The 13,766-nt window shown below is 72.0% G+C and carries 13 protein-coding genes (1 of these 13 cut by a window edge); 8 read left to right on the forward strand and 5 right to left on the reverse strand.

All coding sequences use genetic code 11. The annotated features are described in order from the left end of the window. Positions 1 to 54 precede the first annotated feature (54 nt). The 5 genes from cydB to DAERI_RS03270 all read right to left on the reverse strand — a co-directional run bounded on the left by cydB (position 55) and on the right by DAERI_RS03270 (position 6,296). Positions 55 to 1,098, reverse strand: a complete 1,044-nt coding sequence (gene cydB, locus DAERI_RS03250; protein WP_103128049.1) for a cytochrome d ubiquinol oxidase subunit II — start codon at positions 1,096 to 1,098, stop codon at positions 55 to 57. Then, a complete protein-coding gene (locus tag DAERI_RS03255; RefSeq protein ID WP_102125975.1) occupies positions 1,095 to 2,510 on the reverse strand; it encodes a cytochrome ubiquinol oxidase subunit I in 1,416 nt (471 codons plus the stop codon). The genes cydB and DAERI_RS03255 overlap by 4 nt, the downstream gene beginning before the upstream one ends. Beyond that, positions 2,507 to 4,105 (reverse strand): amino acid ABC transporter ATP-binding/permease protein, encoded by a 1,599-nt coding sequence (locus DAERI_RS03260; protein WP_102125974.1) that lies wholly within the window; start codon positions 4,103 to 4,105, stop codon positions 2,507 to 2,509. Before DAERI_RS03260 ends, DAERI_RS03255 begins: the two co-directional genes overlap by 4 nt. Next, positions 4,102 to 5,763: a thiol reductant ABC exporter subunit CydD gene (gene cydD, locus DAERI_RS03265; RefSeq protein ID WP_235610230.1), complete on the reverse strand. Its 1,662-nt coding sequence runs from the start codon at positions 5,761 to 5,763 to the stop codon at positions 4,102 to 4,104. The genes DAERI_RS03260 and cydD overlap by 4 nt, the downstream gene beginning before the upstream one ends. A 266-nt stretch (positions 5,764 to 6,029) precedes the next feature. Continuing rightward, the gene (locus DAERI_RS03270; protein ID WP_102125972.1) at positions 6,030 to 6,296 is read right to left on the reverse strand and encodes a metal-sensitive transcriptional regulator; all 267 of its coding nucleotides are present in this window, start codon (positions 6,294 to 6,296) and stop codon (positions 6,030 to 6,032) included. Positions 6,297 to 6,357: 61 nt separating this feature from the next. Here DAERI_RS03270 and DAERI_RS03275 point away from each other — a divergent pair, with 61 nt between their 5' ends. The 8 genes from DAERI_RS03275 to DAERI_RS03310 all read left to right on the forward strand — a co-directional run. Then, positions 6,358 to 7,752, forward strand: a complete 1,395-nt coding sequence (locus DAERI_RS03275; RefSeq protein WP_102125971.1) for an MBL fold metallo-hydrolase — start codon at positions 6,358 to 6,360, stop codon at positions 7,750 to 7,752. Positions 7,753 to 7,810: 58 nt separating this feature from the next. Then, positions 7,811 to 8,128, forward strand: a complete 318-nt coding sequence (locus tag DAERI_RS03280; protein WP_102125970.1) for a rhodanese-like domain-containing protein — start codon at positions 7,811 to 7,813, stop codon at positions 8,126 to 8,128. Beyond that, complete coding sequence (locus tag DAERI_RS03285; RefSeq protein ID WP_102125969.1) at positions 8,125 to 8,928, forward strand: sulfite exporter TauE/SafE family protein; 804 nt, start codon at positions 8,125 to 8,127, stop codon at positions 8,926 to 8,928. The genes DAERI_RS03280 and DAERI_RS03285 overlap by 4 nt, the downstream gene beginning before the upstream one ends. A 94-nt stretch (positions 8,929 to 9,022) precedes the next feature. Next, positions 9,023 to 9,598, forward strand: coding sequence for a YeeE/YedE family protein (locus DAERI_RS03290; RefSeq protein WP_102125968.1), 576 nt, complete (start codon positions 9,023 to 9,025; stop codon positions 9,596 to 9,598). Next, entirely contained in the window at positions 9,595 to 10,077 is a 483-nt protein-coding gene (locus DAERI_RS03295) for a DUF6691 family protein (protein ID WP_164973356.1), read from the forward strand. Before DAERI_RS03290 ends, DAERI_RS03295 begins: the two co-directional genes overlap by 4 nt. A 542-nt stretch (positions 10,078 to 10,619) precedes the next feature. After that, positions 10,620 to 11,714, forward strand: coding sequence for an AI-2E family transporter (locus DAERI_RS03300; protein ID WP_235610232.1), 1,095 nt, complete (start codon positions 10,620 to 10,622; stop codon positions 11,712 to 11,714). Between the two features lie 263 nt (positions 11,715 to 11,977). Continuing rightward, complete coding sequence (locus tag DAERI_RS03305) at positions 11,978 to 13,123, forward strand: heparan-alpha-glucosaminide N-acetyltransferase domain-containing protein (RefSeq protein ID WP_102125966.1); 1,146 nt, start codon at positions 11,978 to 11,980, stop codon at positions 13,121 to 13,123. Positions 13,124 to 13,151: 28 nt separating this feature from the next. Continuing rightward, positions 13,152 to 13,766, forward strand: partial view of a hypothetical protein gene (locus tag DAERI_RS03310; protein ID WP_102125965.1) — the 5' portion only. 411 nt of this gene lie beyond the right edge of the window; the window shows 615 of its 1,026 coding nt (coding positions 1–615); the start codon lies at positions 13,152 to 13,154; the stop codon falls past the right edge of the window.

Consider the following 13,766-nt stretch of genomic DNA (forward strand, 5'->3'; position numbering starts at 1 on the left):
ATGGGACCCCCGGGTTCGCGCCCCGACTCCTTGATGGCCGCGGGCTCCTCCGAGTCAGTCCCCCGAACCGCCGCCGGGAATGGCCTGATCGCGCTCCTGCACGCGCTGCCGGAACACGTAGTAGTTCCAGGCCTGGTAGCCGATGATCAGGGGGAGAAAGATCAGGCTCACCCAGGAGAGCAGGCGCAGGGTGTAGGGCTCACTCGCGCTGTTCCGCACGGTCAGGGTGTACGTCTCGCCCAGGGTGCTCGGCAGCACGTTCGGGTACAGGCTCAGGAAGATGGTCGCCGTCGAGAACACGACCGTCAGCCCGGTGGCCGCGAAGGCGAGCCCGTCGCGCCTGAGGGTCAGGGCCAGCCACACCAGGCCGAGGTTGAGGGCGGCCGCCGCCGGGAAGAGCCACTGGGACAACCCCAGCGAATTGAACACCCCGGAGCGCACGAAGCCCACGTACACGAAAGCGAGGACCAGCACGGTCGCGGCCGCCCCCCACAGCAGGGCCGCGCGCCGGGCCCGCAGGTACAGCGTGCTGCCCCGGTGCAGCCGCAGCAGCAGGTACGTCGCGCCGTGCAGCACGAACAGGCTCAGGGTGGCCAGCCCGCCCAGAACCGTGAAGAGGTCGAAGGCGCCCAGCACGTGGCCCTCGAAGCGGCCGCCGACCCCCAGCGGCAGCCCGCGCACCATGTTGGACATGATCACGCCCCATAAGAAGGCGGGCAGCAGGTTGGTGACAAAGGACGTGGCGTCCCAGAAGAGTCGCCAGCGGACGTGATCGACCTCCGAGCGGTACTCGAAGGCCACACCCCGCCCGATCAGGGCCAGCAGGATCAGGGCGAACAGCGGGTACAGGGCCGTCAGCAGCGCCCCGTACCACAGCGGGAACGCCGCGAAGATCACGCTGGCGGCCAGGATCACCCACACCTCGTTCGCCGCCCAGAAGGGGCCGACCGTGCCGATCAATGCGCGGCGTTGCACCTCGCTCCGCGCGAGGAAGGGTTGCAGGATGCCGACCCCGAAGTCGAAGCCGTCCAGGAAGAAATAGATCGTGAAGGTCAGGGCGGTCAGGGCGAACCAGACGGTGGGCAGGTCGACGGTCACGGCGCGGCTCCTTCGGGCAGGTAGTGCGGGGCGGGCACCGAGGGCGTCTCCACCTCGGGCCCGTGCATGCCGGCGCGGGCCGTCCGGGTGAGCAGGAAGACGTCCAGGCCGATCAGGGTCAGGTACACGACCCAGAAGGCCGCGAGCGAGACGAGCACCGTCTGCGGGGTGAGCCCGCTCACCGCGTCCGCCGTCCGCAGCAGGCCCTGCACGATCCAGGGCTGGCGGCCCATCTCGGTGGCGACCCAGCCGCTGAAGTTCGCCAGGTGCGGCGCGAGCGGCATCACCAGCAGCAGCGGGTAGAGTCGGCCCGGGTCGTCGAGCCTACCCCGCCGCCAGCGCCAGGTGTAGTAGGCGCTGACGAGCAGCATCAGGCCGCCCAGCCCCACCATCACGCGGAAGGCCCAGTACACCGGCCACACCCAGGGGAGGTAGTTGCCCGGACCGTACCTCGCCGCGTACTCCCGTTGCAGGTCGTTGAGCCCCTTCGCCTTGCCGGAGAAATTGTTGAAGGCCAGGAACGAGCCCACGTACGGGACCGTGACCTCGAAGCGGTTGGCGCGCGCGCCGTTGCTGGGGAGCGCCACGAGGCTCTCGGGCATCTGGGAGCCGGTCGGCGTGTCCCACAGGGCGCTGAAGGCCGCGTACTTCATGGGCTGGTCGCGCACCGCGCTCTGGCCCTGGACGTGCCCGGCGGCGACCACGCCCAGCGAGCCGATCAGCGCCGTGAGCAGCGCGACTTTGAAACTCACCCGGAAGGCGGGCACGTTGTGCTTCCGGCGCAGGTGGTAGGCGCTGACGGCCAGCACGAAGAACGCGGCGACGGTGAGGCCGCCCGACCAGAGGTGGGCGAACCACTCCAGCGCCTTGGGGTTGGTCACGATGGCCCAGGCGTCGGTCATGACCGCCCGGCCGTTCCTCAGGGCGTACCCGACCGGGTGCTGCATCCAGGCGTTGGCGAGGATGATCCAGAAGGCGCTGACGGTGGTGCCCAGCGCGACGATCCAGATGCTGGCGAGGGACGCCCAGGCGGGCAGCCGGTCCTTGCCGAACCACCACAGGCCCAGGAAGGTGCTCTCCAGGAAAAAGGCCATCAGCACCTCCAGCGCGAGCGGCACGCCGAAGATGTTGCCCACGAAGTTGGAAAAGCCCTGCCAGTTCATTCCGAACTGGAACTCCTGCACGATGCCCGTCACCACGCCCACCGCGAAGTTGATGAAGAACAGGTGTCCGAAAAAGCGGGTGAGGTTTTCCAGTTTGGGGTCGTGGCTGCGGTAGGCCAGCGTCTGGAGGACGGCGATGATTAGCGCGAAGCCCACCGTGAAGGGCACGAAGAAGTAGTGGAAGATGCTGGTCGTCGCGAACTGAAAGCGCGAGAGGTCCAGCGTGGAAAAGCCGAAAAGCTCGTTCATACGGCGGTCCTTTCGGGAACGGACGCCGCGCCGTGCAGGTGTCCGCCGCGTAGCGTGAGGTGACGCCCGGTCAGGGCGAGGGGCGCGGCCCGGTGGGTGACGATCAACAGGGCCCGTCCGGCGCGCTCGCGCCCGATGACCCGCAGCACGCGCGCCTCGGTGGCGGCGTCGAGGTGGGCGGTGGGCTCATCGAGCAGCAGCAGGTCGCCCGGCCCCAGCAGCGCGCGGGCGAGGCTCACCCGGGCCCGCTCGCCGCCCGAGAGCCGGGTGCCCCCCTCGCCCACCCAGGTGTCCAAATCCAGGTGAGTGAGCCCGAGGTCGTCCAGCAGGCCGCGCAGCCGGTGGTCCGTGGCGTGGTGGTCGCCCAGCCGCAGGTTCTCGCGCAGGGTGCCGTCGAGCAGCGGCGCGTCCTGCTCGTGCAGGCTGATCCGGGCGCGCAACGCGGCGAGGTCGAGGTCGCGCAGGTCCGCCCCGTTCAGGGTGACCCGCCCCGCGTCCGGGTCGAGGTCCCGGGTCAGGAGCCGGATCAGGGTGGTCTTGCCGCCGCCGCTGGGCCCCGAGACGCCCAGGCTTTCCCCGGCACGCAGGCGCAGCAACACGTCATCCAGCACGGTCCGCCCGTGGCGCCGGACGGTGACGCCCCGGACCTCGAACGAGAGCGGTCCGGGCGGGACGGCCCTCGGCATGGGCGGACCGACTACGCCCGGCGTGAGCGCCTCCAGCGCGGCCGTGCGCTCCCTGGCGGCCACGTCGGCGGCGTGGGCCAGCGGCACGGCGGCCAGGGGGCCCGCGGCGTCGAAGGCGGCGGCGACCCCCAGCACCACCGCCGCCAGCAGCGCGCCGTTCAGGTAGCCCGCCTGCACGAGCGCCGCGCCCCGCCACAGGACGCCGCTCACCGCGACCGCGAAGCCCATCTCGCGGGCCAGGGTGACCCGCCACGCCAGGCGCCCGGCGTCCAGCGCGACGCGTTCGAGCCGGGCCGTGAGGCGCGCGAGTTCGGGGCCGTGGTGGCTCCCGCCGCCATCCCCGCTGGCCGAGAGGGCGTCGAGCAGCCGGGCCGCGTGCTCGCGCGTCAGGCAGGCGTCCTCCCGGGTAAGCAGCGCGGCGCGGTCCCGCCCATGCAGCACCACCAGGGCCGCCCCCAGCAGGGGGAGCAGCGCGAGCAGCGCCAGACCCAGGTCCAGCCACGCAAGCCAGCCGCCCAGGGCGACCAGCACGCCCAGAAAGGCCCCCAGCGGCAGGCTGACCCGCAGGGTGAAGAACTGCCGGGCGTCGACATCGGCACCCGAGCGGGCGAGCAGGTCGCCGCCGCGCTCGTAGGCCAGCAGATCACGCCCGAAGCGGGCCAGCGTGTCGAACAGCCGCAGCCGCACCCGCTCCCCGCCCGCCAGGGCCGCCGCGTGCCCGGCGAGGCGCTCGGCGTAGCGCAGGGCGGCGCGGCCCAGCCCCAGGGCGCGCACGGTGGTCACGAGCAGGAGCAGGCTCAGGAACACCTCGGGGCGCAGGGCGGCCCGGGAGATCAGCAGGCCCGAACTGGCCGCCAGCCCGACCCCGGCCAGGGCGGTCAGGACCCCGAGCGCCAGCGCGCCCCTCACGCGGCCACCGCCGGGGACGCGGGCGCGCCCAGGGAAATCTCCCGCCAGCCGGGCGGGACTGCGCGGTGGGTGGCGAGCAGCACCGTCCGCCCGGCAAAGGCGCGTTCGATCACCGCGTGCAGTTCCGCCTCGCTCTCCGGATCGAGGTGCGCGCTCACCTCGTCGAGCAGGATCACGTCGGCGCCGGAGAGCAGGGCGCGGGCCAGGGCGAGGCGCGCGGTCTCGCCGCCCGAGAGCAGCGCGCCGCCCTCGCCGAGCGGCGTGTCGAACCCGGAGGGCAGCGCGCGCAGCACGTCGCCCAGGCCCACCGCCTCGCAGGCGCGCTCCAGGTCGGCGTCACCGGCGTCGGGGGCGGCGAGGCGCAGGTTGTCCCGCGCGCTGCCCGCGATCAGGCGCGGGTGCTGGGGAACGAACGCCACCCGGGCCTGCCAGGTGGCGCCGAGGTCGTCGAGCGGCGTGCCGTCCACCCGGATGCTCCCCAGGTGCGGGACGTGCTTGCGCAGGGCGTGCAGCAGCGTGGTCTTGCCGCTGCCGCTGGGACCGCGCAGCGCGGCGAGGGTGCCCGGCGGGAGTTCCACGCTCACCGGCGCGGTCGGCGTGGGCAGGTCCGCCCGCGCGAGGCTCAGGCTCAGGTGGGGGACGCCAGCCGGGACCGTCCCTTCCCCGGAGGGCGCCACCGGCCGGGTGAGCAGGTCCTGCAACCGGGCGGCGACGGGCTCGGCATCCAGCGCCGCGTGCCGGTCCGTGCCGAGTTGCCGCAGCGGGCCGAAGAACTCCGGGACGAGCATCAGGGCCGTGAGGGTGGGGGCGAGCTCGGCACTTCCGCCGAACAGCCGCACGCCGATCCACACGGCCACCAGGGCGGTGGCGAGGGTCGCGGCGAAGTCCATCACGAAACCGCTCAGGAACGCGACTCGCAGCACGCCCAGGGTGGCCTCACGGTGCTGGCGGGCCGAGCGGGCCAGGACGTCGCGGTAGGGCGCGACCGCGCCGAAGGCGTGCAGGGTGGGCAGGTGACGGACCAGGGTCAGCAGCCGCGCGGAGAGGCGGGTGTGAGCGAGCCACTGCCGCTCGGTGGCAGCGCCCGTGGCGAGCCCCACCAGCGCCAGGAACACCACCGTAAGCGGCCCGGTGACGAGCAGCACGCCCGCCGTGGCGGGATCGAGCCACACGGTGACGCCCAGGACCACCGCGAAGGCGAGGGCCGCGTGCACGGCGCCCGGCAGGTACCGCGCGTAGTAGGGCGTCAACCGCGCGACGAGGTCCAGGTCGAGCGTGGCGAGGTCCGCGCCCCGCGTGTCCGCGAGCGCGACCGGGCCGAGCCTCAGGGCGGCCTCGCTCAGCCGCGTGCGCCAGGTCCCGACCAGGCGGGCCGCGAGCCGGGTCCCCAGGTGTTCTCGGACCGCGCCTGCCCCGGCGCGCGCCAGCAGCAGCGCCGCGACGGTCAGGAGGGTGCCCACCCCGGGCGAGTGCCCCTGCAACAGCCCGGCGGCGATCACGCGGGCCGTCAGCACGAACGCGGCGGCGGTGGCGAGCAGGCCCAGGACGCTCAGCACCCCGGACACGGCCAGCGCGCCGTGCAGATCGGCGGGTTCAAGCAGGAGGTTCGGGAGGCGGCGCCGCCTCGCGGCCAGCCAGGCCCCGGCCCTGCGCCGCACCTGTGAGCCGGGCCGGGGCCCGGGCCCCCCGGCGGCGAGGGGCCCAGGAGGGTGAGCGGAGCAGGTCGAAGAACGCGGGGGGAGCGGGACGGCCATGAACCGAGCATGAGTCCCGATGGTAAAGGCGCCGTATAGCACCCGGACATGACGGCGGCGCCTGTCCAACACGGCGACCGGCCTGAGCCCCCCAACCTCGCCGTTGGGGGAACGCCGGAGGGCGACCACGCGGTCGAGCCCGGTCCCCAGGGTTCCCGTGGCCGCGATCTTCAGCGGGCCAGCCGGAGGAGCCTCACCAGTTCGGCGGGCTCGACCCCGCGCGCGCGGCACACCTCGACGTAGGTTTCCAGAATCACGTCCCCGGTGGACTCGAACGCGCTCTTGGCGCTGGCATAGAGGGTCATGACCTCCACGCAGTTCTTCTCCTCCTCGACCATCCGCTGAAGGCCCCGGATCTGGCCCTCCAGGCGGCGCAGGCGGTTGAGGATCTTCGTCTTCTCGGCTTCACGGTCGCTGACGGGCACGGGTGCGGTCATGGCCCCATTATACCCCCGGGGGTATTTGACAGAATAGGGGGAGGGGGTATACGCTCCGGGCATGTACCTCCAACGCTTCTACGACACGGATCTCGCCCAGGCCTCCTACCTGATCGGCTGCCAGCAGACCGGCGAATGCCTGGTGGTCGACCCCGTCCGGGACATCACGCCGTACCTGGAAGAGGCGCAGAGCCAGAAACTGCGGGTCACCCACGTCACCGAAACGCACATCCACGCCGACTATCTCTCCGGCAGCCGAGAACTGGCGAAGGCCACGGGCGCCCGGCTCCTGCTTTCCGACGAGGGCGGCGAGGGCTGGCGGTACACCTACGACGACGGCCACCAGACGAAACTGCGTGACGGCGACACCTTCACGGTCGGCAACATTCGCATCCAGGCCCTGCATACCCCCGGGCATACTCCCGAGCACCTGAGCTTCCTGGTGACCGACATGCCACGGGGTGATACCCCCAGCATGATCCTGACCGGTGACTTCGTGTTCGTCGGGGACCTGGGCCGCCCCGACCTGCTGGACGAGGCGGCGGGCGGTCAGGACACCCGTTTCGTCGGCGCGAGGCAACTGTTTGCCAGCCTGCGCGACAAGTTCCTGACCCTGCCCGACTTCGTGCAGGTGTGGCCTGGTCACGGTTCGGGCAGCGCGTGCGGCAAGGCGCTGGGGGCTGTGCCCACCACCACCGTCGGCTACGAGCGAGCCCTGAGCTGGTGGGGCAAGCTGGTCGAACGGGGTGACGAGGAAGCCTTCACACGGGAACTGCTCTCCGGGCAGCCCGACGCGCCCCTGTACTACGGGCGCATGAAGACCGAGAACCGTGACGGCCCCGCCCTGCTGGGCGAGGTGAAGCCCCTGGCAGAACTGAAGGTGGACGAGGTGCGCCGCCGTCTGGCCGCCGGTGCCCGCCTGATCGACACCCGCAAGAAGGAGGAGCACCAGGCCGCCGCGCCCGCGCACAGCGTGAACCTCCCTGACGGGAACACCTTTGAGACCTGGGCGGGCTGGCTGCTGAGGCCGGAACGCGAGTTCATCCTGCTGGCCCCCGCCGGGCGAGCCGAGACGCTGCGCCGCAGGCTGTGGATGGTGGGGATCGACCACGTGGTCGGGTACGTCATCGCCGCCGAGGGCCTGGACACGGCGCCTGCCCGGCCCATCCCCGTTGCGGAACTGCCGCAGCACGCAGACGCGCTGATTCTGGATGTGCGGCAGAAGACCGAGCACGAGGAAGGAGCCATCCCCGGCAGCCTGCAACTGCACGCCGGTCGCCTGCCCTGGCGCCTGGACGACCTGCCACATGACCGCGAGATCGTCGTGCATTGCCAGGGTGGCGCCCGCAGCGCCGCCGCCGCCAGCCTGCTGCGAACCGAAGGCTTCGACGTGGCCGAGCTTGCCGGGGGCTACGACGCCTGGGCAAAGGCGCAGCAGGAAACCCGACCCGCGTAACCCCTGCCCAGCGGAGGCGGCATTCCACCGCCTCCGCTCCTGCTGAAAGGACCCACCCATGACCTACCAGGACATCTTCACCAGCGAGCTGGAAGCCAAGAAGCGTGAGGGCGCGCGGCTCATCGACGTGCGGGAACGCGAGGAGTACCTCGCCGGGCACATTCCCGGCGCCGTGAACCTGCCCCTCAGCGAACTCGACGGCCGTGAGGACGAGATCGGGCCGCACACGGTCCTGATCTGCGCCAGCGGCAACCGCTCCTCGCAGGCGGCGGCCCACCTCGCCTCCCAGGGCAGGACCGGCCTGATGAACCTCTCCGGCGGCACGGCCGCGTGGATGCGCGGGGGCCATGACCTGAACCGGGGCGAGCAGCCATGATCCTCGCCTGGATCGGCGCCGCGCTGATCGGGCTTTCGCTCGGCCTGCTGGGCTCCGGTGGCTCCATCCTCACGGTCCCCGTGCTGGTCTACCTGGTGAACGAACCGGAGAAGCTGGCGATCGCGGAGAGCCTCGCCATCGTGGGCGCGATCAGCCTGTTCGGCGCGATTCCCTACGCCCTGAAACGGCAGATCGACTGGCGGTCGGTCCTGTGGTTCGGGATCCCCGGCGTGGCGGGCACGTACCTGGGCGCGGCCCTGAGCGTCTACCTCTCGGGCGTGGCGCAACTGATGCTCTTCGCCGTCGTGATGCTGCTCGCGGCGATCATGATGTTCCGCCCCGGCGGAGCGCAGCCGGAGGCGGCCACGAACCACAAGCGTTCCCCGCTGAAGATCGGCGCGGAAGGCCTGGTGGTCGGTGTCCTGACCGGCCTGGTGGGGGTGGGGGGCGGATTCCTGATCATTCCCGCCCTGGTGCTGCTGGGTGGCCTGCCCATGAGCCTCGCCGTGGGGACCAGTCTGCTGATCATCGCCGCCAAGAGCTTTGTGGGCTTTTACAAGTACGTGCACGTCCTGGGGGAACAGAACCTGTCCATGAACTGGTCCCTGATCCTGATCTTCGCGGTGATCGGCATTCTCGGCAGCTTCCTGGGCGCCCGGGTGGGTCGGAAGGTGTCCAACGAGGGCCTGCGGAGGGGTTTCGCCGCCTTCCTGGTCGTGATGGGCGTGTACGTCCTCGCCACCAACGTGCCCAAAGTCCTCCATCCGTCTCCCACAGCCGAGGCGCAACTGCGGCACTGAAGCTTTCCCTGACCTGGCCGCGAACGTGCCCCACCTGTTCGCGGCTTGACCTTCCGCCGCTCCTGTTCCATTCCTCCCCGAGGTGCTTGTTCCCATGACTGAACTGCTCGACTTCCTGCGCTCGCCCTGGCCCTGGTACGTGGGTGGCCCCCTGATCGGCCTGACCGTGCCGCTGCTGCTGTGGCTGGGCAACAAACCTTTTGGCATCTCCTCCAACCTGCGCCACGCCTGCGCGATCCTGCTGCCTGACCGCGCCAAACCCGGCTTCTTCAAATACAACTGGCGGGCCGAGAAGTGGAACCTGATGTTCGCCGCCGGCCTGGTGCTGGGCGGCTTCGTGGCCGGTGTGCTGCTCGCCAATCCTGAGCCTGCCCGGCTGAGTGCCGCCGGGGTGCGGTCCATCCAGGAGCTGGGCGTGCAGGTCCGTCCCGGCCTCGTTCCCGCCGAACTGGCCGACCCGGGCAACCCGGGCGTGTGGCTGCTGCTGGCCGTCTCTGGCCTGCTGGTGGGCTTCGGCACCCGCTACGGGGGCGGTTGCACCTCCGGGCACGCCATCACCGGTCTCGCCACCCTGCAAGGCCCCTCGCTCATCGCCACCGTGTCCTTCTTCGCGGGCGGCATCCTCAGCGCGAACCTCCTCCTGCCCCTCTTCCTGACGGTGATCCGGTGACCAGCAACCCCAGCCCCCACATTCCCGGCGTGCACGCCGAGCCCTCTTCCTCCGCCCGCACGGCCACCGGCCTGCTGGCCTACCTGCTCGTGGGCCTGTCCTTCGGCATCGTCCTCGTCAAGTCCGAGGCGGCGAGCTGGTACCGCATCCAGGAGATGTTTCGCTTCGAGTCGTTCCACATGTTCGGCCTGATCGGCTCGGCGGTCCTCACCGGACTGGTGACGACCGCCATGCTGCGGCGCAGCGGTGTGAAAAGCCGGGACGGGCAGACCATCCGCGTCACGGACAAGGAAAAGGGCTGGCGCCGCTACGTGTTCGGCGGCCTGACCTTCGGGGTGGGGTGGGGACTGGCGGGCGTGTGCCCGGGTCCGATCTTCACGCTGCTGGGCGCCGGAGTCTGGCCTATGCTGGTCGTGCTCCTGTTCGCCCTGCTGGGCACCTGGGCGTACGGCGCCCTGCAGACCAGGCTGCCCCACTGAGGGGAGAACCGAGACCCCAAGAGGAGGCGGTCGCCTCACGACGGCGTGGCCGGGCAACGTCTCGCATGGGAGCTCCCGGGGCCCGGCGCCTCGTCCCGGGCAGGGACGACCCGGCCTCCCCCGCTCTCGCGCACCACACGTCCGCCGGGAGCCTCACACCGACGAACAGGCTTCAACCCCGGGCCTGGGGCGGGCGCGCAGGACCTCGCTCTACCCTCCCTTTACCTTCCGGGCGTAGAGAGGACGCGTCTTCCGTGACGGGGGAGCGGCCCCGGGACACCGAAGACCCGTCTGACCCCAGGGCATGGCCGCCGCAGGGTCGGTTCGGCTCGCGTCCGGATCATCCGGGGACATCCCCGTTCCCCTGCGCTCCGGCCCGCTGAACAGGCCGTCTGCCGGATGGCGCGGGACCGCTGGCTGGCAGGGCAGGAGGGGGCCGCCGACGCGGTGTTGAGTCTTCGTGGCTCCTGCGCTCCTCCGCACGGCTCGACCCGATGATCGGCGGCCCAGGCCAACGCACTGCCCCTGAAGGAGGCTCACCCTTGTCCGGCAACGCTTTCGCGCTCGTGTGGCGCAATCCCTACGTGCGCGCGCCCGTGTTTTTCGGCCTGATCGCCCTGGCGCTCTGGCTGGCCCGCGACCTGGCGCCCGTGCTCACGGTGGGCCTGACCGCCTACCTGATCGCCTATCTCTCCCACCCGCTGCTGACCTGGCTGGAGCGCCGGCGCCTGCGGCGTGGCGTGGGCATCGGCGTGGTGCTCCTGATCGCGCTCGCGCTCGCGGCGCTGGCCTCCTCGCTCCTGGTGGCCGTCGGGACGCAGCTCATCGACCTTGCGGGGCGCCTGCCGGCGGTCGCCCAGGATGTCAGCCGCTTCGTGGACGGCTGGCTGGCCGCACGCCCGAACCTGCCCTGGACCGCCGGGCTGCGCGCCCAGCTCACCACCCTGATCAACAGCAGCACGGCCATGCTGTCGCGGGACGCGCTGCCGTTCCTGCAAGGCCTGCTCGCCCCGGGCGGCCCGCTGCTGGGAAGGCTCTTCGGGGTGGCGAACACCCTGGCGCAGAGCGTGGCCGTCCTGATCCTGAGCGTGTACATGATGCAGGACTACGAGAAGATCGGCCACACCCTGCTGGGCCTGCTGCCGCGCCCGTGGCAGCCGCTGGCGCTCGACCTGTCGCGCGGGGTGGAGCAATCGGTGGGCGGGTACGTGCGCGGGCAGGTGGTGATCGCCCTCGCCATCGGGACCCTGGTCGCCCTGGGCCTCGCGTTGATCGGCGTGCCGTCCGCGCTCGCGCTGGGCTTCCTGGCGGGGGTCTTCAACCTGGTGCCGTACCTGGGGGTGGTGATCGCGCTCGTCCCCGCGCTGCTGCTCGCCGCGCCGCTGGGGTGGCTCAAGCTCGCGCTGGTCGTGGGGCTCTTCCTGCTCGGCAACCAGCTCGAAGGGCACCTGCTCTCGCCCCTGATCCTCGGCCGGTCCACCAACCTCCACCCCGTCACCGTCGCCCTGAGCATCCTAGTGGGGCTGCATCTGCTGGGCCTGGTGGGGGCGCTGGTGGCCGTCCCCCTGGCCGCCCTCGGGAAGCTGCTGCTGGCGAGGTACTACTACCCCAGCCGCCTGTACCAGGGAGGGCCCTGAGGGCGGCGCCCGGAGGGTCCGTGGGTTGCGGGCACGCCGCGGGCGGGGAACACCGCCGTCCAGGGGGAGCAGGCGACGTCAGCCGGGACGCGTTCCCCGCCCCGGCACCGGGGCAGGACGACCGGAAGGACCTGTCCCACAGACCGCCTGTCGTCTCTCCCCAGGCGGGCGTCCCCTCCTGCGTCCCCGGAGGGTCAGGGTCCGTTCCACCCCTTGCCCCGCGGCTATACCCCGATGTAACGGTCAGGGTGAACACTGGACCCATGCGACCGATGTCCTGGGCCACCCGGACGGCCTGTCCAGCGCCGTCCCCGGACCTCCCGGCCACGGCGCGCTCCTCCCGGCTGCTGGCCCTCGACGCCTGGCGAGGTCTCACCGTCCTCCTGATGCTGCTCGCCAACAACGTCGCCCTGGGGGGCCAGACGCCCGCGCAACTCCAGCACGCGCCGTTCGGCGGGGTGACCCTCACCGACCTGGTGTTTCCCTGGTTCCTCTTCTGCGCCGGTGCCGCCCTGCCGTTCGCCGGCGCGGCCATGCGCCGGGTGAATCTGACCGGGTTCGCGCGCGTCCGGCGGCTGGCGGGCCGCGCGGCCCTGCTCTCCCTCGTGGGGGCGTTCCTGACCAGCGTGACCACGGGGCGCTTCATGCTGGGCCTGGGCGTGTTGCAACTGATCGCCCTGTCCACCCTCCTGGCGGCGCTGCTGGAGGGCTGGCGGGTCCGCTGGCAGGCCCTGGCCGCCGCCGTCCTGCTGGGCGCGTACGCCGCCTTCCTGCTCTGGGTGCCCCACGCGGCCGGGCGGGGCGTCCTGGGAGAGACCGCCCACCCCGTGCAGGCCGTGAATGCCTGGCTCACGCCGCTGGGGCTGCGGGGGCTGCCGTCCGTCGTGCCGACGACCGCCCTGGTGCTGCTGGGCAGCCTCGCCGCGCGGCCCCTGCAAGCGAGGCGGGCGAGTGCCCCCGCCACGCTCCTGGGGCTGGGCCTGGCCTGGAGCGCCGCCGGGTACGCCTGGGCCGCCAGCGGTGCGTTGCCCCTGAGCAAGGCGCTGTGGACGCCGCCCTACCTGCTGTACGCCGCGGGGCTCGGGACCCTCGGGCTGCTGGCGATGTTCCTGATCGGCGACGCCGGTCGCCTGCCGGGGGGCGCGCGGCTGCTCGCGCCCCTCACCGTTCCCGGGCGCAATGCCCTCGCGGCCTATGTGCTGCCCATCCTCGTCAAGGTCTGGGTCTTGCAGGGCCTCACGGTCCCCTGGGCGGGGACCCCCCAGCCCATGCAGGGCGCCCTGCTGACCCTCGCCCGCGGGCAGTTCGGCGGATTCTGGGGAGGCTGGACCTACACCCTGGGTTACGTCCTCGCCGTGTGGCTGGGCCTCGCCTGGCTGGCCCGGCGCGGGCTGATCAGGAAACTCTGAGCCACCCGCCCCTGTCCTGGAGGTCGACATGTCCCGTCTCCGTTCCCTCGCCCTGTTGCTCGCCCTGGCCCCCGCCGCGCTGGCCGCCCCTGCCAGCCTCCCGCTGACCTCCGGGGCCTTCCAGACGCTCGGCGCGGAGTCCTACCGCCGGGCCGGGCTCTCCGGCTCGTTCACGACCTGGCTCGCCGACGCCTACCGGCGCCAGGGCGTGCTGCTTCTGGGTGAACCCTCCCTGGGCCGGGCCCTGAAGCGTCGGCGCGCCCAACTCCTCCTGGCGACGGGTGCGGAGCGCGACCGGCTGGCCCGGGACACCGCCGCCTGGGCGCACCGCTTCGTGAAGGCCGCCCTGCCGCGCTTCAGCCTGGAACGCGGCTTCGAGTTCGCGGGCGCGGCGCGGTCCGGCGAGCGGCAGTGCCTGCTCCAGAGCGTCTTGATCACCGGGCTGTTGCAGGAGGCGGGGCTCCAGGCCGGCGCGGTCATGGTCTGGCGCAACCTCAGCGGTCAGGAGACGAACCTCGGGCACGTCACGGCCACGCTGCGCCTGCCGTCCGGCCACGGGGACCTCCTGATCGACGCGAGCGACCCGACGCCCTTCGTGGAGCACCAGGGGCTGCTGACCTGGGCGGACGGGGGGTACCGCTTC

It is taken from the genome of Deinococcus aerius (assembly GCF_002897375.1).
GTDB classification, from domain to species: domain Bacteria; phylum Deinococcota; class Deinococci; order Deinococcales; family Deinococcaceae; genus Deinococcus; species Deinococcus aerius.